We start from the raw sequence: 21,144 nt of genomic DNA on the forward strand, positions 1-21,144 counted from the left end.
CTGCTGTTGGCCGATTGCAGCCTGTGCGAAGGGTAGAAAACAACTCATGGAAGTAGGCTGAATCCTCTCTCATACATTCGCGACTAGAATTTCACTGCCGACTCTTCTAAAGCCAGGTCGATTTCAACCGTGCAGCGACAAGTCTCGAGCGTTGTTTCGGTCTATGGGAAACCTGTATGACAGATCCGCAAGATAAAGCCGAATCCGACGAGGATTTAGGTCAGATGGTAATAGGCCGAGGGCCCTGCACCTATCTATTGCTGCTCTTACTGGGATTGATCCTGCTGTTTCCCTTTCTTGAGGAAGGTATATTTGCTCGCACGCTGCTCGGCATTCTGTTTTCAATCGTGCTGCTCGTCGGCGCTTTTGCCACCAGGCAGACTCGGCGGGGGTTCATCCTCAAACTGGGCCTGGCGTTGCTTGGGGTTGGCCTTCAATGGTCGGCGTTGTGGGCTGAAAGTATCGCGATTCTTTTCTTTGCCGGAATATTTTACGCGGCGTCTCTCGCAGTCTCGTTCATTGGAGTGCTTCGCTACATTCTCAAGCGCGGGCCAATTACAGCCGACAAGCTGCATGGCGCGCTTGCGGGTTACATCATGCTGGCCTTCGTCTGGTCCTTCGTCTATGCCCTGCTCGAGATATCCAGCGCTGGCTCATTCGGCCCTGGCAACCTCAATTTCGGACAGCCCGGTACGTTCTTCCAACTGATCTATTTCAGCCTCACGACGCTCACAACCACCGGATACGGTGACGTTCTCCCGTTGACCAACCACGCCCGCTCACTTGTGATGGTCGAAGAATTTTCAGGGGTCTTTTACGTTGGCGTTGTGATAGCCCGGCTTGCCGGTCTTTATCCGTCGAATCAGACCAAGTGACTCCCGATTTGCCTGAGCCACGTCCGGGCATTAGTGATTGAATCGTCCTTGACTCTCGGGCAACCGATACCGACTCATCGGCTGATTTCGGCCCAAAACCGACGATGGCGACAGGCGGAAACCAGCCAATGGCTGACCTTGCAGTTCTGCCGTCAGAGGCCGCTTTTCCACTGCTATGCTGATTAGATCTGTTTCTATACCAGAGACGATCAGCATGGCAGCTCAAGGCGAGCATTCCCCCTTCATGCTCAAGGCTACGGCCTGCTCGGCTGCAATTCTCCTTGTCGCCGGGGTTGCCATAACGTTGCTCGACATTTACTTCGAGCTGAGGTTGTTGGCAGACACCACGCACTGGCTGCTGCGTTTTCGGGATTGGCTGTTGCTGGAAACATCAATGCCCAACTGGTCGCTGCTGATGATTTTCGCGATTTTAATCGGCACTCTGTGTGTAGCGATCTACTACGCCCGCATCACGGATGGAACTTACAGTGAGCTGCACGAGATAGAGCGAAAAATTTACAAGAAGAACAACCCTCAGTTCCCACAACTGACAGACAACCAAACGCTATTGATGGAAGCTTTGGCCTATCATGCAAACTTCAGAAAAGTTGCGAACTTAAACTCAGTCTGCAAGCTTGTTTCACTCAGCACGGCCGAAGTAGAGGCCGGTCTAAAGCAACTCCAGGCCAAACGACTGGTGAGGCAAAAAGTCACGAGGGGTACGTTCGGCGCTATCACTTTTGAACTTACCTTGGCAGGCAAGGATTATGCGCTAGAGCGACTTGAACTAACGTGAAATAGATACACAGGACTTTAATTGCGCAGCGTCGAAGTCCAGGCTGACCCCGATCACTGCGCGTGCTTTGTCTGATGACACTTTCAAAGAATGGACTTACGGCGAAGCGCCGATCAGGCAGTGGTCAGAGTGGTGGCGGTGCTCCCGCCCCATTCGAGGAAACGGATCTTGTGAAGCTCGCCCTGGCTGTCTGCGTAGACCAGGGTCACCGGCACCAGGCCTATCTTGTCGGTAGTGTCGGTGCGCTGCAGGACTCTCTGCACATCGATTTCCATCCCGTACTGATATTCCACGGGGGAGATATGCGCGCCGGGTTCTTGCAAGTCGCCGGGGGCAAATACACTTGGCGCGAGACTGGAAATCACGGCACTGACAATTGTGGCCATGCTCATAAGGCTTTACCTCTACTGAAGTTCGCTTGACAAGGACTTCATGTGACCCGCGGTGAAAGTGAAGTTCACTTCACCGCGACGAACGTCCCCTTCTCGCGTCCCTGTACTGGCTACAGACTTCCAGCAATTGCCCGCGCTTGACGCCTCTCGACCATTCGTCCTTTAAAGGCCGTATTCATTGGTGAAAACCCCTTCCGGATGAAGATCATGACCTGTCATGGAGGACTTGCACTCGGGGCGAATCTGCACCGGCAGGTGGCGAAGATCCGCTCAAGCAAGCGATGACAGCCTCAACGTTCCATGACATAGGTGCCAGGCGCGGGACAGATCGCCGGATACTTGCGTGAGCCGAGCTTCTTCGGCGCCGGCAGGCTGTCGCCCGAGCGCTGCCCGATCCATTCGCGCCAATGCGGCCACCAGCTGCCTTGCTGGCGCTCCCCGGCGTTCTGCAGCCAGGCTTGCGGGGTCGCGGCGGCGGCAGGCGCCGCGTAGTAGAACGACTTGGGGTTGCCCGGCGGATTCACCAGGCTCTGCAGATGGCCGGCGTTGGACAGCACATAGGTCGTGTCCTCGCCAAACAAGCGGGCGGTGCCGTAGCAGCCCTGCCAGGGGGTGATGTGATCGGTGGTGCCACCAACCACGTAGGCACCCACCTTCACTTGGGTCATGTCGATCGACTCCCCGGCAATCTCAAGGGAGCCCGGGTTGCTGTAGGGGTTCTGCTGGACCAGGTCGAGGTAGTCCGCGTGCAGTTGGGCGGGCAGCCGCGTGGTGTCGTTGTTCCAGGCCAGGATGTCGAAGGCCGGAGGCTTGTTGCCCAGCAGGTAGTTGTTGACCCAGTAGTTCCAGATCAGGTCATTGGGCCGCATCCAGGCGAACATGCGGGCCATGCCCTGCCCGCTCAGCACGCCTTTGCGCCGGGAGCTGGCCTTGGCCGCACGCAGCGCGGACGGGGTGGTGAACAACCCCAGGGTGGTGTCGTCCAGTGCCGAGGGCATGTCGAGCACGCACACCGCCCAACTGGTGTTGGCGACCTTGTCGCCTTCACCACGGGCGGCCAGCCAGCCCAGGTAAGCCGCCAGGGTAATGCCGCCCGAGCAGGAGCCCCACATGTTCACATCCGGGCTACCAGTGATCCTGCGCGCCACGTCCACCGCCTGATCGAGGCACAGCGCGTAGTCGGACAAGCCCCAGTCTCGATGCTCCCGGGTGGGATTGCGCCAGCTGATGACAAAGAGGTTCACGCCGCTGTCCTGGATCCACTTGATCAGGCTTTTCTCCGGCGACAGGTCGATGGCGTAGTACTTGTTGATTTGCGGCGGCGACATCACCAAGGGCCGGGAATAGACCTGTGGGGTGGTGGGCGCGAATTGCAGCAGCTCGAACATCTCGTTGCGAAACACAACCGCGCCCTTGGCCGTGGCGATGTTTTCCCCGACCTTGAACGGCGTGCTATCGACCTGTCTCGGCAGCCCACGATTGGTCAGCATATCCTCGCCGAAATGGCGCATGCCCCTGGCCAGGCTCATGCCACCGGTATCCACCAGCTTGCGCAGCGCCGCCGGATTGGTCAGCGGCGAATTGCTCGGTGCCATTGCATCGGCAAGGAGCGCTGCCACGAATCGGGCCCGGCTCTTTTCCAGCGGGGCAAGGTCGGTGGATTCGATGAAGCGGGTCAACTCACTTTGGCCGGCCAGGTAGCTCTGCAACAGTGCGCGCAGGAAGGCGTTGGACTGCCAGGCTGGATCGCTGAAGCGCTTGTCTTTCGGGTCCGGCGCAATGCCGGATTTGCCGCCGACGATGCCACGCAATGCCTTGAGGTAGCCACCCAGATGAGCGCCAGCCTTGAGCGGCGACTTGCCCACCGCCTTGAGCAGGTAACCGGCCGAACTGGCCAGGTCCGCCGCGCGCACGCTGACCAGCGGATTGCCTGCCAGGGTCTGGTTGGCAGCCGTGCCGATCAACTCTTGATGTTGGGTGTTGTCCGGGAGATCGCCGTCCTTGCGAACGCGACGCTTTCGGCCGGTCGCCGGGGGACGCTGGGTGGGAGTTGCGGTCTCGCTCGTTCGGGTGGATCTGCTCATGGTGGCTCTCGTGTGTCGGGGCGCGGTGTTGTTGTGCTCCGACTCTAGGGCAGCGAAGGCGGCAGCCACCGCGCATCACACGACAGCGAGTTTTCATTTGATGACAGGGAATACGTGGGGCGACGAATTGAATGGGTGGCCTGTAGGCCTGATCTCGAAGGCAGCACGTTTAAAGACGCCCCCATGCATCCGGATGGGGGCGTTTACGTTAAGGAGAGTGGACAGCCGATCAGTGATCGGTCTTGGCCGACTTGTGCGTTTCGCGAGAGGCAGGTTTCGGCCAGAAGCTGCCTATCACTACGCGACTAGTCGTTCGCGACTCTTATCAATCGAGATAGCTGGAAGTCGATGTTGCGCGAGACGATGGCGTAGTGACACCATATTCATCGCTGTCGATGACTAGCCCCGATCAGCTGTCATTACGCCTAGGCTAATTTACGCTTTTACATGGAGTTGCTAACAGAATGAAATCGCACGATCAAGCTTTGTTTTACGTCGCTACGCTGACCAGCGGCTACGGCCCTGAACGCATCCTCTTGCCTGGTCGCAGTAGGGAAGTCATTGAGACCTATTCTGCCCCCCCAAACTGTAGAGTCGAGCTTCACAAAGCAGTATGGCGCCCATTGGAGGATCTTCGAGATGAGGATGATGGCCTCACTTTCTATTTTGAACACGAGGGCGTTAACTACTGGTTTGGTCAAAGCGCTCCTGGCTATGATTACCTCTTGGAAAGGTATAGAGCTGTGGTCAATGAATATTACCGCACCATCCATCCTGATATGGATTAATACACGGCAAGCAGCTCTTATCTCATACAAAGCAAGGACTAGAGAGTGCCATTACCATATTAAAGCTTGGTGATGGAATATTGGTTCGACAGCAGTTATTCATTACTTACTGTTGTCGACCTGAAGTGGTCGACGCCAAATTAAATTATTAATATTTTTTAGAAATTAGTATTGCAAAATGAACGAACATAGAGAAACACTTCTAGCGGAAGAGCTAATTGCATTAGTTAATGACCAGGCCGAGCTAACAAAAGCGAAGCTGAACGGTCAGCTACAATGGCTTCAGCTTTCAGGCCCAGACCACAAAATAAAACCAGAAACCTGGGTCTTGAAAGCCCAACTTGGCACAATCGAAAAATTTCAGCAGATCATCACGCTCGTCGGGCTTGAGCAGGATGTTTCTGTCATTGCCATTGCGCGCAATGCATTTGAGAATTTAATTTGGCTAAAGCTATTTAACCAAGATAAATATTATGGCCTGGTATTTTATCGACAGCTTTTGCAACAGCAGCTAGACAGCCAGATGCAGGCGATTGCAAAGGCGCGCGAGGAAATCGAACTATTCAAGCAGCTTGAGTCAGAAGATGAACCGGACTTTGATTCAATTGTTGATTTGGTTGATGAAAATACAACAAAGGATGAAAGAAACGCCATTATTAGTAATTGCATAAAAGCTTGTGCGGAAAAAGTGGACTTAAAGGCAAGATCTGCATTTTCGATCTACGCTCAACAGGCAAAGCATAACGGCTATGCCTATCAAGCACTCCTCATTGAGAATGATGCTATTCCACATCATGAGGCGCGCATTAAGACACTAAACGAGCATATGGCGGAACTTTTGAGGTCAAAGCCCGTCGATATTAACCCGCTACTTGAGCCTGAGTTTTTAGAAAAAGCTCCGCGCTGGAAGTGGGCGGATCGAGCATCAAAACTAGGAATGGCGTCTCAGTATAGATTCCTTTATGCATTTACTAGCAGACTATTGCACGCCACCCCGATGAGTTTGGTAACCCCGGCAGAGCTTAGCTCACAAGAAAAGTGCTTACTTCTTGATTATCTTTGCCTATCAGTAAAAGCTTCGTACGAAGAGATAAGCAAATTCAAGTACGCCGACCAAGTAAACGTGGTCGGATTTTCTTTTGATGAAGCCCAAAAATAGGGCAATTGGCAGAAACTTGATCGTTGCCAATGATGGCCAAAAAGAATGGAGTGGGCGAAATAAAGAAAAATTTAGTTTTCGTAGAATAAGCACCCGCGTCTAGCCGATCTCCGCCGGTCATCATTGGCAACTTTTGGTCGGAGTCTGCCGATATCGACCGTCCGCTGTGGGTCTGTTTCAGCCGGTCGTGGCAGGCAGAAACCGGCCAAGAGCAGACGTACGCGGGTGGATGCTTACGACCCAAAGCGGACGGTGGCGACGGGGAAAAATCGACCAAAACAGACCAATCACGAGCCGCCGCACCTTGCCACTAGAGCGGCTGATTTTGAAGGGGAGAAGGAACTATGGATTGTGACTTAGGATCGTTTCAAATCAGCCGATATCTGGGAATCGGGATACGTTTGCAGCCTGTTTGTTTGGGAAAAGGTTGATGGATCCGGAAAATAACGTCCTTACATTTTTAAAGCGCTTTCGGTATTTGACTCTGGCATTGATGGTCGTAGCCTCATTGGTAAACGCTTTTGTGCGCTTCGCCGGAGACTGGAGTCATTTCTGGGGGGCTCTGGCAGTACAAGCATGGTTCATGCAAGCGGTCTTTGCGTACCTTCGGGGAGGCTGGGTTACCCTTGGTCCGGGTGGTTTGTCCAAAGATGCGAACCCCTTGGGGAGAGCGGCACTAGCTGCAACCGCATTTGCGTTTTACCTGCTGACATTTGCCTTTGGAGTAGAAAAACACACTGATTCGATTTACGAACGAAGAGCCTCGGATTGGACGATGCCAACCCGGGAGGAGATCGGGCATAGGACTGAGTGAAAACCAGCCTATGCCGGCAACGTGTTTGTTTTGCCTCTCTCGAAATCGATACCGGGTCATGAGCAGCTATCGACCCAAAGCTGGCGGTGGCAACAGGCAAAATTGCCCCCCCCCAGTTAATTCGACTAGCTGCTTTTGGCTGAAATGAAAAAGCCCGCATGGGCGGGCTCGGGGGGGCTCACAATAAACGGAGCTGTTCCATCAGCTGGTGGCAAGCCTAGATGACGTCTGCTAAGTCGCAAGTCGCCCCAGAGCAGCCCTTCGAGAAAGGCTGCCTGCGGCGGTGGATTCAACGGGGCGGTAATACACCGGTTCTAGTTAAACCGGCGCTAGTAGCACCTTGGGTGCTGCATTTGACGCTTGAGACCACACATTTTTGTCAGCCTGTGGAAGCGTTAAACAGATTAGCCGTTGGTGTGATCGGTCGCCTTGGCTTTGCTTTCGGCGACTGCGGCTTCAGCCTTCTGTTTCTGTGCAACCTGGAAAGCTTCCATCGAGACTTTCCGGGCCGACTCCATGCGTGCGGTGGTCCGATCGCCGCCACCTGATGCCATGGCCAGAGAAGAAGCGGTCAGAGCGGCAGCTACGAAGAGTACTTTCATGGATTTCATTTGGGTTTCCTCAAGTGAGAGTTTATTAATAGATAACAGCGGTATTTATTTGCTAAAGCAGAACTTGCTTATTCAATCTGGCTTTACCATCAAGCTATGGCGGCGTTTCGTGTTGTCCAAGTGTCTTGTTCCATGTGCCCTTCGGTATCTCTGCGTTTTGCCCAGGCGGTGAGCAGGACCATTGCCCCGAATCCACCGACGATGAGAACCGGATAGGCTGCCAGTAACTCGACCAGTGAGTATTTCCAAGCCAGCGGACGACCCACTCCCAGCATTGCGGCATAGAACCACGACACGCCAGAGAGCGCCCCCGAGAAAAGCGCCAGCATGCGCAGGCTGAAGGAAAGTTTCAGTAACGAACCGGCTTTTTTTAGCGCCGGCAATACAGCGCTATGTAACAGGAAGCCGTTAAAGGTCAACAGTACAACTATCCCGATTTTTGCTTGCAATTTTGGATTGAGGAAATACTCCATTCCCTTGCCGATATAATCTATCCCGATAATGCCAATACCCGTAATCCAAAGAGCTACAAGCGCGAGTACGACAGTTTTTTGTAGGCTTTCCATATGTGCGTCATCATGGTGATCTGACGCATCCCCCTTCAGGAGTTGTTTGACCATTGCAATATCACTGGTCAAGACAAGACTGATTGCAACACAGCATGCGATAAGGTGGAAATATACAACGCCCAAGCGTAAGTGCTCCGCGGTGGACGAAGAAAGCGTAATAAATTCCATGGCTTCCTCTGACTTCAATAGCAAATCAATAGGGCTCACGGCACGGCTCAACTGGAGTTCACCGTTGCCGATGGCAATTAAAATTCAGCAACCTCTATTTAATATATCTTGCAGTATCATGCTGCCAAGACAATAGCCTTTCTCGCGAATTGATTTTTAATCAATCGATCATGTCCACGCTCAGCTAACAAAAATATTATTCGCACTTAGTGCATATGAAGTTTGAATTCCGCTTCCGGGGTAGGCGCGGCCAGAATCCAATCGGTGAGCGGATCAGGCAATGCTGGTGGGGTTGGCAGGGCTTGCGCCCCATTCGAGGAAACGGATCTTGTGAATCTCACCTTGGCTATCTTCATAGACCAAGGTCACCGGTACCACGCCTGACTTGCTGGATGTATCGGTGCGCTTCAATACCCGCTTCACATCGATTTCCATTCCGTAGTGGTAATCGACGGATGAGACATGCGCGCCTGGCTCTTGCAGTCCGTTCTGATCGAAGACAGTTGGCGCGAGACTGGAAATCACGGCACTGACAACTGTGGCCATATTCATAAGGCTATATCTCCACTGAAGTTCGCTTAACGAGGACTTAATCTGACACGTGTTGAAAGTGAAGTTCACTTCACCGCGACGAACGCACCTGTCTGTGCCGCCTGTAGTGGCTTCAGGCTCCCGGTAATTCCCCGCGCTTGACGCCTCTCGACCATTCGTCCATTAACCCCGCATTTGCTGGGCAAAACGCCTTTTCTGAATGAGGTCATAGCATGTTGTGACGAATTCTCGCCCAAGGTTTCACGTATTGGCTGTGACAGTGCGTGGACCAAAAGCGCCTGCGAGCCAAGGGAGATATATCGGGTAGGATTCTTCACATTTGAGTTGGTCAGTTGTGTGCTTCACACGGGCCTGTACGCCACCTAAGTACTCAATAATTATGCCTGTGGTAGACCTTAGCCCACGGCGATTGGCCGGCGATTCATTTACTTTAGAGTGATTATTGGCACAAGCCTTTGATCGGCTTGAAAGCGGCTGTCGGTATGCGCTGTTGAAATGAAAGATTGAATCGAAATAACAGTTTTCACATCGATTTCAAATACGTCACTGGAGGATCGGCATTCATACCTACGCTACTTTCGGGGGACTTCCGTATTTCGGGAAGACAGCTGGAGGGAACCTCTCGAAATACTCTCGAAAATGCAAAGGAGTTCGAAATGAACCACAACATTTTCTCTGCGGTGTTCGGAGCCACAGCGCTGCTGTCGGCGATCGCACTGCCTGGATTATCCTTGGCGGACGATAAAACGGTGCCAAACATACTGGTTATCATGGGCGACGATATCGGCTGGTCGAACATCGGTGTCTACAACCAGGGCATGATGGCCGGCAGAACACCCAATCTGGACACCCTTGCCTCCGAAGGTATGCGCTTCACCGACTACTATGCCGAAGCCAGTTGCACGGCGGGCCGTGCCAACTTCATTACCGGCGAACTGCCGATCCGTACCGGCATGACTACGGTGGGCCAGGCCGGCTCACCTATCGGTATTCCCTCCCAGGCGGTGACGATTGCCACCGTGCTCAAGTCCATGGGTTATTCCACCGGTCAGTTCGGCAAGAACCATTTAGGCGACCTGAACGAATTCCTGCCCACCGTGCATGGCTTCGACGAGTTCTTCGGCTACCTCTATCACCTCGACGCCATGGAGGATCCGGCCCACCCCAACTACCCGCAGGCGCTGCTGCCCACGGTCGGTCCGCGCAATATGGTCCACAGTTGGGCGAGCACCACTGATGACGCAACCGTAATGCCGCGCTGGGGCAAAGTGGGCAAACAGAAAATCGAAGACGCGGGTACCCTCTACCCTGACCGTATGAAAACCGTCGACGACGAAATCCGTGACAAGGCATTCAATTTCATCGACAAGGCCAAGCAGGACAACAAACCTTTCTTCGTCTGGCTCAATCCGACACGCATGCACATCGTTACTCACCTCTCCGACAAGTACCAGGCCATGCGCAATGCAGAAAATGGCTGGTCCGAGCAGGAAGCCGGTATGGCGCAACTCGATGACGTCGTCGGGGACGTCATGGCCAAGTTGAAGAAAGACGGTCTGGATCAAAATACGATCGTGGTCTTCACCACGGACAACGGCGCGGAAAACTTCACTTGGCCCGATGGCGGCCAGACGCCGTTTGCCATGGGCAAGGGGACTGTCATGGAAGGTGGCTTCCGAGCTCCGGCAATCATCCGTTGGCCGAACAAGGTACCTGCGGGGCAGATCGCTAACGGCATCATGTCGGGTTTGGACTGGTTTCCGACCTTCATTGCCGCGGCAGGCAACCCGAATATCACGAGCGAACTGCTCAAAGGCAAGCAATTGGGAGACACGACATACAAGGTTCACCTGGACGGCTACGACCAAACCCCGATGATCACCGGCAAAGGTCCGTCCAATCGTCATGAAATTTTCTATTTTGGCGAAAGCAATTTGGGCGCGGTGCGTATCGACGACTACAAGTATCGTTTCATCGATCAGCCTGATGGCTGGCTCGGCGCCAAGACCAGTGTCGACGTGCCTGTTCTGACCAACTTGCGTCTGGACCCATTCGAGCGCGCCGGATGGCCGCAGAACCAGGCGGCCAATGGCTCCATGCAGTACTTCGATTGGTTTAAATTCCAGTTCTGGCGCTTCGTGTTCGTTCAGCAGGAGGTTGCAAAACTGGCTGAAACGGCCATCGAGTTCCCACCGATGCAAAAAGGTGCGAGTTTCAACCTCGACTCGGTAAAAGCCAAGATCGAGGCCGCGTGAGCAGCGATGGCCAAGTAATAAAATGCCGGCACGTTAGTGCATAGTCATGGGTGGTAGTCGGAGCCTGCCACCCATTCTCGTATGGAATAGGCAGCTGTAGCGACAATCAAGCATGCCCCTGCATCCAACGGCAGCTTTTGGCCGATTTCCGCCTTCCACAATCGGCTGAAACCGACCCAAAGCGGCCTTTCGCAAAGCCTGGCCCTGTAGCGACCTGTCGCTCAACGACGCCCTAACATACATATCGTGGTACAAACCGCGCCGAGCAAAGTTGGACAAGCCGCCCCACTGCTTGAGGGTGTGTTATCAACGACAAGGAGTCCGTTTATGAAGATGAACACGTTGGTTCCAGAGATGATTGTCTCTGACTTAAAACGAAGCCTGGATTTTTACTGCCGGATCCTGGGCTTCCAGGTTGAATACGAACGGCCAGAAAACAAATTCGCCTTCCTGTCCTTTCAAGGGAGCCAATTGATGCTGGAGCAGGATGACTTGCAAGAGTCTCCATGGCGTGTGGGCCCCCTCTTATCTCCCTATGGTCGAGGGATGAATCTTTCAATTCAGTGCTCTGATACCAAAGCTTTGGCCAGGACCCTCGAAGATGCTGGTATTGAATTGCGCAGACCCATTGAAGAGTGTTGGTACCGAGATAATGAGCGCCTGCACGGCGAGCTTAATTTCCTGGTGCTTGATCCAGATGGCTATCTGTTGCGGTTCTCTCAAAGTTTGGGTTTCAGAGCAGTCGAACGAGAGTCTGAATAAGGGAAACACTCCAGGCATTTTCTCAGTTCCCCAAGGTTCCACCTCGTGTAGGACACCTTCACTCCCCCATTAGATCACGGCGAACCGGGTGCTGGATCAGATTGATCCGCCCTGAAAGATCTGACCCCGGATCTGTAGGAGCGAGCTTGCTCGCGAAAATCGTCGGGGCAACGCGGTCATTCAGTCAGCCCGCGTTATTGTTGACGTCCATCGCGAGCAAGCTCGCTCCCACAGGGTTCTGCGCGGTCGTCAATGTCCTTAAGCAGTCACTTCATCTGTGAACGAACGTCCAGAGATCGGTATTCATTTTGTCGATGGCGGCTTTAAAGTCTTTGGTAGTGATTTTCTGACTCTCGTTCTCCAGCTGGCTGCCAAATACCTTGCGCACCACCTTGGCCATTGTCTGATTGGTTTTCGCGTCAATGAACTCGGCTTCGATGTACAGATTGGTGTCTTGATCCCGGTGACCGGTAGCGGCCTGTGTCGCTCCGACAACGGCCGCGATCGGCATCACTTCATACCATTTCATGCCTTCGTTCGAAGCGCTGACGCCAGTGATGGCCGCACGCAGGATCAGGGGACGCGACCCGGCCGGTGCGGCGGCCGCGCTGGACGCCCTTTTGTATTTGCGACCCAGCACACTTTTGGCCGTCCTGGACATGTAGTACTGCAAGTCGGCCAGCGTCTGCCGATTGACCTGCTCATTGGGTTTTGGAGCCGGATAAAACTCCAGCGTCCTGAACGCAATGGTGTCATAGGCATCCGGGTTCCATGACGGGCTCACCCAGCGCAACGACTTCTCACCTGTGGTGGTGGTCACCTCCTTCAGGTCGTTGTAGCTGGACAGGAAGCCGGAATACTGCTCGCGCTCAGTGACCTGGGAGGTACAACCGGCGAGTAGCAGGCAGGCCAGTGCGACGCCAACAAACGATTTATGGACCAAGGTCATGGCGGGTTCACTCCACAGTTGAGGCGGGTTCCGTCAACAGAGCATCAGAAACGCTGAGCCATGTTTCCAGTCACGGCTTGAATCCAGGCTTTATCGGCGCTGATCAATCCCGGATTAACGGTCAGGGATTGTCATGAAATGAAAAAGCGCTGTCGCCAAATGAAAGGTGGCCCTCCCTTCCGACTATAAACTGATCCTCAAGATCTGCACGGCACACCTCGCAGTTAGCCAGCTTGACTAACAACGCCGTGACACCGTTCGCGGCTCATTTATGACACGAAGGCCGACATGCGCACTCTCTATATACCTCTCCTCCTGACGACAACTTTTTTGGCATCGGGTTGCAGCATCAAGCAAACCGTGACACCCGTCGAACTGTCTTCTCAGATAACGCCAGAGATTTGTCTGATCCCCGCCGAAGGACTTCGAGAGGGATTCAACACGACCTATGAAAGCCTGCTCAAAAGCAAAGGATTCCACACGCGTCAGATCCCACCAGGCAGCAACCCATCTAGCTGCCCTCTTTCGACGACTTATATCGGTACTTGGTCGTGGGACTTGGCTATCTACATGAGTTATGCAGATATCCGTGTTTATCAATTCGGCAGACAAGTGGGCCACGCTGAATATGACTCGCGTAGCGGTAGCGGCCGGTTAGATAAATTCATTATTGCAGAGAAAAAAATCACAGAGCTGACCAATCAGCTATTTCCAGATGGTGCCGCAGGTTTAAAGGGAGTTACGGAGTCAAGTTCCGGAACCGCTACCACACTCCTGACAAAAGACGCTTACCAACAGCAACAGCTCAAACAACTGGAACTGCAGGGCCTCCCGTATGAGGAGTACCAGAAGCGTTACGAGCGGATCATGGCTGACTAGGCCAACGGCTCAGTTCCCTTCGTTTGCTAATTGATAATAGGCAGATGTAACTTGAACAGCATTCTGATTAAACTGGTTGATTTTATTGCCTGGATCTCAATAGTCTTTGGCACGGTGACCTGGATGGTCATCGCCATATGCATTAGTTATTTGGAATATACTGACGACTACAAATTTTTTCTCAATCACGGCATTCCACACCAGCAGTTTGCAGCGTTTGTCTTTAGCCATCCTATACTGGTTTTATTTGCCGCTGTAGTGGGCTTTTTCTTTGGCCTCGGTTCCAGCGTGTTATTTGCTGGATTCTGGGTTCTGATTTCAAACATAAACAAAAACATGACTGAACTGGTCAAATTGAACCGCGAGCAAACGAAGATACAGAGATTCATGTGCGAGCCAGTTTTCTTAGCGGAAAATAAATCACCCAATGACAAGAACCCCAACATTGACCTTGCGCCTAATATTTCTGCCAGTCGTGATAATGGGTAATATATTTTTTTTGAATTTTGACCTCTGTATATGAACAAGCTCTGGCGCATATCGAGATTCTGGCTCTATTGATTAGAAGTAAATTTAAACAGCAAAGTCGATAATACGCCCGGCGCCTTCTCAACGCCCCAAGGTTCCACTTCTTGTAATAAGCCTTCACCCACTCATTAAACATCACCCGCGAGCGCTTGTTTAAAAGCACTTGCGGTTACGGGATGAGGGCTACGAAACCTTGCGTCGCTGCCTACGGTTACGCCAGAATCCGCCGGCTTGTGCGCCTTGGGGTCGCTGGGTAACTTGATTCGCGTCACTGCCCATCAGTGATCGGGTTTAGCAGCCCGTGGTCTTCCAGTGAAGTGCACATGCTCTATCAGCAGGCATTGCCGCGTTTGATGGTAGCTGTGCGCAGGGCGCCTTCGGGCGCGCCGGATTTGCTGGGTTCCCCGGTCTGCTAACCTGCGTACAGCTGCCTCCCCTTGCGTTTAGCAGCAACAGGGGTGGCACTCCATTAAGGACCCAGCCTATGAAAAAACATTCACCCAATCCCCCAGCCACCGATCCGACTCCCTCCTCCGAACCCGATTCAAACCAACCCAACGAGGCCGCCGAACCTGCCCTCGAAATTCACGTCCCCTCGACAGCCGATATCAAAGCCACCCCACGCACACCCAGCACCCTGTTTTCCGTGAACCCGCAAACCCCCACCGAAACGCTGATGGTGTACCTGGTCGAAACCCTGGCGTCGGTCGATGTGATGGTTCATCAACTGGTGGATCATCTGGAGGGTGGCGATCGCAATGCGCTGCTGGGTATTTCCAACAGCGTCATGCTGGCGGAGATCACGGCGAACCGGGTGCTGGATCAGATTGATCCGCCCTGAAACATCTGAACCCGGACCTGTAGGAGCGAGCTTGCTCGCGAAAATCGCCGGGGCAACGCGGGCATTCAGTCAGCCCGCGTTATCGTTGACCTCCATCGCGAGCGGGCTCGCTCCCACAGGGGTAATGCCCCTGCCTCCTTCACGCAGATTTCAACGCAAACCGCGAAACCGGGCGGCTCAGGCCGTAATGCTCGCGCAGCGTAGTCCCTGCATATTCCTCGCGGAACAGCCCGCGTTTGCGCAGGATCGGCAGCACTTCATCGAGGAACACTTCAAAGCCGTCGGGGAATGCTGGTGGCATCACGTTGAAGCCATCGGCGGCGCCGCTGCGGAACCATTGCTCGATCAGGTCGGCGATCTGCACCGGCGTGCCCACCGGTACCCAATGCCCGCGAGCGCCGGCCAGGCGGTTGATCAGCTGGCGCAGGGTTGGCTTCTCGCGGTCGACGATGTCGATGACCAGCTTGAAGCGGCTGGCCTGGCTCTCGCCGCCTTCGAAGTTGACCAGATGGCGCGGGAAAGGCGCATCCAGGTCCTGACCGGACAGGTCGACACCCAGCAGGCGGCGCAGCTGGCCCAGGGCGACGTTCGGCAGTACCAGTTCGTTGAGTTCGTCGAATTTGCGCTGGGCTTCGGCTTCGGTGCTGCCGATGTAGGGGCTGATGCCCGGGAGGATTTTCAGCTGGCGAGGATCGCGTCCTACTGCCCTCGCCCGTGCGCGGATGTCGTTGGCGAATTCGGTGGCGCTTTGCAGGGTCTGGTGCGCGGTGAAGATTGCTTCGGCATGCCTTGATGCGAAATCACGGCCATCCTCGGACGAACCGGCCTGCACCTGTACCGGCCGCCCTTGCGGGGAGCGTGGCGAGTTGAACGGGCCCTTGACCCGGTAGTGCTTGCCCACGTGGTCGATCGAGTGCACTTTCGCACCGTTGGCGAACACCCCGGCGGCCTTGTCCAGCACCAGCGCATCGTCCTCCCAGCTGTCCCACAGGTCCCCCACCACCTGCACGAATTCTTCGGCCTTGGCATAGCGGTCATGGGCCGGCGGATGCTGGTCCAGACCGAAGTTGGCGGCGGCTGCCGCCAGGGATGTGGTGACGATGTTCCAGCCGGCGCGGCCCTTGCTCAGGTGATCCAGCGCGCTGAACGAACGGGCCAGGTTGTACGGCTCACTGTAGGTGGTGCTGGCCGTGGCGATCAGACCGATGCGTTGGGTCACGGCGGCAATCGCGGCCAGCCAGGTCACCGGCTCGAAACGAATGCGCAGGCCTTCACGGTCGCTCTCGGCCAGGGACGGCGAATCGGCGAAGAAGATCGCGTCGAGTTTTCCCCGTTCCGCTCTCAGTGCAAGCTGTTGGTAGTGCTCGATGTCCATGGACGCTTCCGGCACCGACTGCGGGTGACGCCAGGCGGCTTCGTGATGACCATTGGGGTAGATGAAGAGGTTGAGGCTGAGCTGGCGTTCGGACATTTCCTTTCTCCTGAAATAGAGAGCCGTAGAGGGAGAGCCTGAGTAAGCGAATCTGAAAAAGGCGGGACAACGCGCGACTCAATGCAACTCGGCAAAGTCGCTCAACACGTCATCGCGCAAGGCGATGAAACGGCTGTCGCTGCGATTGCGCGGACGTGGCAGATCGACGTCGACAATGCGCCGGATACGTCCCGGGTTGGGCTGCATCACCACCACCCGATCGCCGAGGAACACCGCCTCGTCCACATCGTGGGTGACCAGGATCATGGTGATTTTTTCCTTGGCCCAGATGTTCTGCAGCTCGCCCTGCAGGCGCGCGCGGGTCAAGGCGTCGAGGGCGCCCAGTGGTTCATCCAGCAGCAGCACGCTCGGCCGATTGACCAGGCCGCGGGCGATGGCCACGCGCTGCGCCATGCCACCGGAAATCTGATGCGGATAGGCCTCGATGAAGTCTTGCAGGCCGACCAGTTCGATGTGCTCACGCACGGTGTCGCGCTTCTGCCCGGCGCTCAGGGGCGAGTTTTTCAGGCCGACGGCGACGTTCTGCTCGACGTTGAGCCAGGGGAACAAACGGTGGTCCTGAAAAACGATGCCGCGTTCCAGGCCCGTGCCCTTGATGGGTTTGCCATCGAGCAGGATGCGCCCGTCGAACTCTTCGTCCAGGCCGAGGATCAGTCGCAGCAGCGTGGATTTGCCGCAGCCGCTGGCGCCGACGATGCTGATGAACTCACCAGGGGCGATGTCGAGGTGGATGTTGTCGAGCACCTGCAATTGCGTCGAACTGCCAGGTTGGGAGCTGAAGCGCTTGCTGATGTGTTCCAGGGTGAGGCTATTGCTCATGTCGCGATCCTTTTCAAAGTGGCAATCAATGCGCTAATCAATGGGCAGCAATGCCGTACAGGCGCTGCATCCGCCGCTCAAGGGTCCGGGCCAGGGCGTTGAGACCCCATCCCACCAGGCCGATCACCACCATTCCAAACAACACCAGATCCATCATGAAATGTTCGCTGCCATCGATCAGCGTGTTGCCGATCCCCTCCCCCGACACCAGCAGGTATTCGGCGCCGATGGTCGCCAGCCAGCTGTAGACCAGCGCCAGGTAGAGCCCGGTGAAAATCGACGGCAAGGCGGCGGGCAACATCACGCCGATAATGGTTTGCCAACGGGTGAAGCCGTAGACCCGCGCTACTTCCAGCAGGTTGGGCGGGACGTTGCGCAAGCCGTCGCAGGTGTTGACCACCACCGGCACCAGCGCGGCCAGTGACAGGAACACCACCTTGGCCACATCGCCCAGGCCGAACCACACCGAGATCAGCGGGATCCAGGCGAATAGGGAAATCTGCTTGAAGGTGTTGAAGCTCGGGCCAACCAGACGCTCGAAATGCCGCGAAAGTCCCAGCAGGCAACCCAGTACCAGGCCCAGCGCGGTACCGATGAAAAAGCCGCTGAGGTTGCGCGCAAGGCTCGCCGAAATCGCCCGCCAGAATTTGTCCGAGGTGATTTGATCCCAGGCGGTCGCCGCGACTTTTTCCGGCGAAACGAACAGTCCCGATTCGCTCCAGCCCAGGTTCGAAGCCAGCCACCACAGGGCAATCGCTGAGAGGGGCAAGACCCAACCGCGATAGCGGTGGCTACTGTTTGCTGATGACAAAGCTGCACTCATGACTGGCGCCCTCCAACCGTTGGCCGACCGCGATTGAGGCGTTTCTCCGCGTAGTCGAAACCGCGATCGATCAGCAGACCGAGAGCCCCCACTACCACGACAGCCGCCATCACCAGGTCCAGTTGAAACAGCTGGCGTCCATAGACGATCAGGTATCCCAGCCCTTCACTCGACGCCACCAACTCGACCACCACCAGCGACAGCCAGGCCTTGGTGAAGCCCAGGCGAAACCCGGTAAACAGCGTCGGGATCGCCGCCGGCAGGACGATGGAAGTGACGCTTTGCCGACGGCTGAAGCCGTAGGTCCGGCCGACTTCCAGCAAGCCTTTGGGCGCCTGGCGGAAAGCCTGCAAGGTACACAGGGTGATCGGCACCAGGGCGGCCTTGGCAATCAGCACATACTTGAGCGTCTCGCCAATGCCGAACAGCAGCAAGGCAAACGGCAGCCAGCCCAGTACCGGAATTTGCACCAGTGCGTTGAAGGTCGGCAGCAGGTAATCCTCCAGCGTCCGCGACAATCCCATGGCCAGGCCCAGCGCCACGCCGAGCAATGCACCCAGGCTGAAGCCGACGACCACCCGCTGCAGGCTGGCCGACGCGTTCATCCACAGATCGCCGCTGCTGACCAGGTCCGACAGCGCCTGGTAAACGTAGGCTGGCGGTGGCAGTACCTGCTCTGAAAGCCAGCCACGTTCCACCCCCAGGTACCACAAACCCAGCAACAGCAATGGCAACAGCCAGGGCAAGGCCTTGTCACCCAGACTCAAGGACCAGGCCGAAGTGCGCGGCACTTCGACCTTGCGCACCGGGCGAGCGGGTGCCGGTGGAAGACGTTTGACGTTGTCGCTCGGCAAGGCCGGCGCCCCATACTTCTCGAGTCTTGCGGTCTGTGCCCTGGCCATTTGCCTAGCTCCCTTGCTTGCTGGTCGTCGCGGCCGCTACCGCGTTACCCGCCGGTTGCTTGCCATCCGGGCCGTAGGGCGTCCAGTAGTTTTCCAGCCCCTTGGCCTTGAGGGATTTCTGCAAATAACTGGTCTCGAACCAGCCATCGAGACTGACCGGGCGCCGGATGAGTTTTTCTTCCTTGGCCTGATCCGCCACGGCCTGATAGCGGCTGATCAGGAAGTTGTCGACCAGGGGCGATGCCCTGTCCCTGAGGGGGACCCCGGTGAAGTCGGCACGCAGCGAGCTCGCAGGGTCATTGCTCTTGGCCCATTCGGTGAAGACTTCGTCGCGATGGCTGTCATCCGATGTCCATTTCGCTGCGTCCACCAGCGTGTCGACGACTTTTTGCACCTTGTCCGGATTCGCTTTTTCATAGTCCCCGCGAACCACCAGGGCGGTCTGCCGGGTGTAGCGCACGTCCTGTTGGGGATTGTCGTAAACGATGTCGATCAGCCCCTGGTCACGCAGCTTGAACAACTCGCGCCCACCGAATGCGGCATCCACGCCATTGGAAATCAATGCCGCCTGGGAGCTGCCGGTATCGAGGTTGATGGCCTTGATATCGCGCTCGGTCAGCCCGTGCTCCGCGAGCAGATTGATCATCACCAGATGGCCGTTGGTACCGCGGAAGATCGCGACTTTCTTGCCCTTGAGGTCCTCGATGGTTTTCAGGGGGGAGCCCTTGGGCACCGCCAGATACAGGTTGGCGCGTACACCCAGTGCCGCCAGCAATTTGGTGTCCAGTCCGTTGGAACGCCCGACGACCGCAGGCAGATCGCCCTGGTAGGCGAAGTCCAGTTGCTGGTTGGAAAAGGCCTCGTTGACCGCAGGCCCTGCCCCCTTGAAGAAGAACCACTGCACTTCGGTCCCGGTACCGGCGAAGGCTTTCTCCAGCAACTGCTGATTGCGCACGATGCCCAGGGTCGAACCGCTGAAGGTCACCGGGTCACCGCCACCGGCGGTTGCCACTCCGATGCGCAACACATCGGCCTCGGCTACGGGTATCGCAAGAATCGCAGCCAGTGCTGCAGCGATGCTGCCTGTTTTGAACAGGCGAATGCCATTGAGCTTCATGTCAGCCTTCCTTAGTACCAATGAGAGTCGCTCGTCAGGCGGCGAGGTGTTTTTTGTCGGCTTCGGTTTTCGGCGAGCGCGCGTCCGGGCTCGGCTTGAGTGCCTGGCTCAGGCGACCATCCACCCCGACCGGCACATCACCGTCGATGGTGGTGCGGCGCACGATGCGCTGGGCATCGCCGTAATCGTTGATCGCAATGTGCTGGGTGGCGCGGTTGTCCCAGATCACCACATCGCCCTCCTGCCAACGCCAGCGCACGGTGTTGTCGACATGGGTAATACGGTCGTGGAACAGGCGAATCAATTGTTTGGAATCGTTGGTACTTACACCCTGGATTTGTTTAACGAAGTGCCCCAACAACAAACTTCTTTCACCCGACTCCGGATGTACTCGAACTAATGGATGTTCGGTTTCGTAGATTTCGGCAGTGAACTGTTCGCGATAACGCTTGAGTCCCGATTCATCGGTATTACGCGGTGCTGCGTAGTCATATAAGTTGGTGTGCAACGCGCGAAGATTGTCTGCCAGTTGTTTTAACGGTTCGGGCAGATCGGCATAGGCCGCTGCCGTATTGGCCCATACCGTGTCGCCGCCAAAGGGCGGAATGACCACACCGCGCAAGATGGAAATCTTCGGGTAATTGGCGACGAAGGTCACATCGGTGTGCCAGGAATTGGCGCGGGTTTCCTTGGCGTCCAGATGCAGGATCGCGGCGCCTTGCTCGGCGGAACGCACGGTGGGGTGCGGGACCTGATCGCCAAAGCGGCGGGAAAAAGCCTCGTGTCCGGCGTCATCCAGATGTTGGTCGCGAAAGAACAGCACTTTATGTTTCAACAGTGCCTGATTAATGATTTCGAATTCCTCGGCGCTGATGTCACCCCCCAACTTCACGCCTTCCAGTTGTGCCCCAATTCGACCTGCAACGGGTTTGATTTGAATAGTCATCGAGCTACCTCCTGTCTCACGAG

Annotated in this window: 22 protein-coding genes; 10 read left to right on the forward strand and 12 right to left on the reverse strand. The window is 55.7% G+C overall.

Annotated features, from left to right (window positions below):
- Positions 1-176: 176 nt before the first annotated feature.
- Together ABTV29_RS19250 and ABTV29_RS19255 are read left to right on the forward strand one after the other, a co-directional pair.
- Positions 177-875, forward strand: a complete 699-nt coding sequence (locus tag ABTV29_RS19250) for an ion channel (protein ID WP_433766275.1) — start codon at positions 177-179, stop codon at positions 873-875.
- A gap of 214 nt (positions 876-1,089) precedes the next feature.
- A complete protein-coding gene (locus tag ABTV29_RS19255; RefSeq protein ID WP_433766276.1) occupies positions 1,090-1,671 on the forward strand; it encodes a hypothetical protein in 582 nt (193 codons plus the stop codon).
- A 113-nt stretch (positions 1,672-1,784) separates the two neighbouring features.
- Here the strand turns inward: ABTV29_RS19255 and ABTV29_RS19260 are convergent, their stop codons facing one another.
- On the reverse strand, positions 1,785-2,063 hold the full coding sequence (locus ABTV29_RS19260) for a DUF2790 domain-containing protein (RefSeq protein WP_433766277.1): 279 nt from the start codon (positions 2,061-2,063) through the stop codon (positions 1,785-1,787).
- Positions 2,064-2,353: 290 nt separating this feature from the next.
- The gene (locus ABTV29_RS19265) at positions 2,354-4,147 is read right to left on the reverse strand and encodes an alpha/beta fold hydrolase (protein WP_433766278.1); all 1,794 of its coding nucleotides are present in this window, start codon (positions 4,145-4,147) and stop codon (positions 2,354-2,356) included.
- A 464-nt stretch (positions 4,148-4,611) separates the two neighbouring features.
- Between ABTV29_RS19265 and ABTV29_RS19270 the strand changes: the two genes are divergently transcribed.
- The 3 genes from ABTV29_RS19270 to ABTV29_RS19280 all read left to right on the forward strand — a co-directional run bounded on the left by ABTV29_RS19270 (position 4,612) and on the right by ABTV29_RS19280 (position 6,908).
- Positions 4,612-4,935, forward strand: a complete 324-nt coding sequence (locus tag ABTV29_RS19270) for a hypothetical protein (RefSeq protein WP_433766279.1) — start codon at positions 4,612-4,614, stop codon at positions 4,933-4,935.
- 178 nt (positions 4,936-5,113) lie between these two features.
- Positions 5,114-6,094, forward strand: coding sequence for a DUF5677 domain-containing protein (locus tag ABTV29_RS19275; RefSeq protein WP_433766280.1), 981 nt, complete (start codon positions 5,114-5,116; stop codon positions 6,092-6,094).
- Positions 6,095-6,524: 430 nt separating this feature from the next.
- Entirely contained in the window at positions 6,525-6,908 is a 384-nt protein-coding gene (locus ABTV29_RS19280) for a hypothetical protein (RefSeq protein WP_433766281.1), read from the forward strand.
- A gap of 404 nt (positions 6,909-7,312) precedes the next feature.
- On the opposite strand, the gene ABTV29_RS19285 is transcribed toward ABTV29_RS19280, so the two are convergent.
- The 3 genes from ABTV29_RS19285 to ABTV29_RS19295 all read right to left on the reverse strand — a co-directional run bounded on the left by ABTV29_RS19285 (position 7,313) and on the right by ABTV29_RS19295 (position 8,808).
- Positions 7,313-7,519 carry a co-regulatory protein PtrA N-terminal domain-containing protein gene (locus ABTV29_RS19285; RefSeq protein WP_175391370.1) on the reverse strand — a complete coding sequence of 69 codons (207 nt, stop codon included), beginning with the start codon at positions 7,517-7,519 and terminating at the stop codon, positions 7,313-7,315.
- Positions 7,520-7,608: 89 nt separating this feature from the next.
- The gene (locus ABTV29_RS19290) at positions 7,609-8,256 is read right to left on the reverse strand and encodes a hypothetical protein (protein ID WP_433771943.1); all 648 of its coding nucleotides are present in this window, start codon (positions 8,254-8,256) and stop codon (positions 7,609-7,611) included.
- A 273-nt stretch (positions 8,257-8,529) separates the two neighbouring features.
- Positions 8,530-8,808, reverse strand: a complete 279-nt coding sequence (locus ABTV29_RS19295) for a DUF2790 domain-containing protein (RefSeq protein WP_433766282.1) — start codon at positions 8,806-8,808, stop codon at positions 8,530-8,532.
- A 656-nt stretch (positions 8,809-9,464) separates the two neighbouring features.
- Between ABTV29_RS19295 and ABTV29_RS19300 the strand changes: the two genes are divergently transcribed.
- Entirely contained in the window at positions 9,465-11,063 is a 1,599-nt protein-coding gene (locus ABTV29_RS19300) for an arylsulfatase (RefSeq protein WP_433766283.1), read from the forward strand.
- Between the two features lie 327 nt (positions 11,064-11,390).
- Complete coding sequence (locus ABTV29_RS19305) at positions 11,391-11,825, forward strand: bleomycin resistance protein (protein WP_433766284.1); 435 nt, start codon at positions 11,391-11,393, stop codon at positions 11,823-11,825.
- A gap of 271 nt (positions 11,826-12,096) precedes the next feature.
- Here ABTV29_RS19305 and ABTV29_RS19310 read toward each other — a convergent pair whose 3' ends face one another.
- On the reverse strand, positions 12,097-12,774 hold the full coding sequence (locus ABTV29_RS19310) for a DUF3313 domain-containing protein (protein ID WP_433766285.1): 678 nt from the start codon (positions 12,772-12,774) through the stop codon (positions 12,097-12,099).
- Between the two features lie 288 nt (positions 12,775-13,062).
- On the opposite strand from ABTV29_RS19310, the gene ABTV29_RS19315 reads away from it, so the two are divergent.
- From ABTV29_RS19315 to ABTV29_RS19325, 3 genes are all read left to right on the forward strand, one after another.
- Positions 13,063-13,653, forward strand: a complete 591-nt coding sequence (locus tag ABTV29_RS19315) for an Sbal_3080 family lipoprotein (protein WP_433766286.1) — start codon at positions 13,063-13,065, stop codon at positions 13,651-13,653.
- Between the two features lie 51 nt (positions 13,654-13,704).
- A complete protein-coding gene (locus tag ABTV29_RS19320) occupies positions 13,705-14,142 on the forward strand; it encodes a hypothetical protein (RefSeq protein ID WP_433766287.1) in 438 nt (145 codons plus the stop codon).
- 523 nt (positions 14,143-14,665) lie between these two features.
- Positions 14,666-15,022, forward strand: a complete 357-nt coding sequence (locus tag ABTV29_RS19325; protein WP_433766288.1) for a DUF6124 family protein — start codon at positions 14,666-14,668, stop codon at positions 15,020-15,022.
- 139 nt (positions 15,023-15,161) lie between these two features.
- On the opposite strand, the gene ABTV29_RS19330 is transcribed toward ABTV29_RS19325, so the two are convergent.
- The 6 genes from ABTV29_RS19330 to ABTV29_RS19355 all read right to left on the reverse strand — a co-directional run bounded on the left by ABTV29_RS19330 (position 15,162) and on the right by ABTV29_RS19355 (position 21,121).
- Positions 15,162-16,493 carry an LLM class flavin-dependent oxidoreductase gene (locus ABTV29_RS19330; protein WP_433766289.1) on the reverse strand — a complete coding sequence of 444 codons (1,332 nt, stop codon included), beginning with the start codon at positions 16,491-16,493 and terminating at the stop codon, positions 15,162-15,164.
- A 78-nt stretch (positions 16,494-16,571) separates the two neighbouring features.
- Positions 16,572-17,333 (reverse strand): ABC transporter ATP-binding protein, encoded by a 762-nt coding sequence (locus tag ABTV29_RS19335; RefSeq protein ID WP_433766290.1) that lies wholly within the window; start codon positions 17,331-17,333, stop codon positions 16,572-16,574.
- A gap of 37 nt (positions 17,334-17,370) precedes the next feature.
- Positions 17,371-18,156, reverse strand: coding sequence for an ABC transporter permease (locus tag ABTV29_RS19340; protein WP_433766291.1), 786 nt, complete (start codon positions 18,154-18,156; stop codon positions 17,371-17,373).
- Entirely contained in the window at positions 18,153-19,058 is a 906-nt protein-coding gene (locus ABTV29_RS19345) for an ABC transporter permease (protein ID WP_433766292.1), read from the reverse strand. The genes ABTV29_RS19340 and ABTV29_RS19345 overlap by 4 nt, the downstream gene beginning before the upstream one ends.
- Before the next feature lie 4 nt (positions 19,059-19,062).
- Entirely contained in the window at positions 19,063-20,175 is a 1,113-nt protein-coding gene (locus tag ABTV29_RS19350; RefSeq protein ID WP_433766293.1) for an ABC transporter substrate-binding protein, read from the reverse strand.
- A 34-nt stretch (positions 20,176-20,209) separates the two neighbouring features.
- Positions 20,210-21,121 (reverse strand): TauD/TfdA dioxygenase family protein, encoded by a 912-nt coding sequence (locus ABTV29_RS19355; protein ID WP_433766294.1) that lies wholly within the window; start codon positions 21,119-21,121, stop codon positions 20,210-20,212.
- Positions 21,122-21,144: the final 23 nt, after the last annotated feature.

It is taken from the genome of Pseudomonas putida (assembly GCF_050989985.1).
In the GTDB taxonomy this organism is placed as follows: domain Bacteria; phylum Pseudomonadota; class Gammaproteobacteria; order Pseudomonadales; family Pseudomonadaceae; genus Aquipseudomonas; species Aquipseudomonas putida_AI.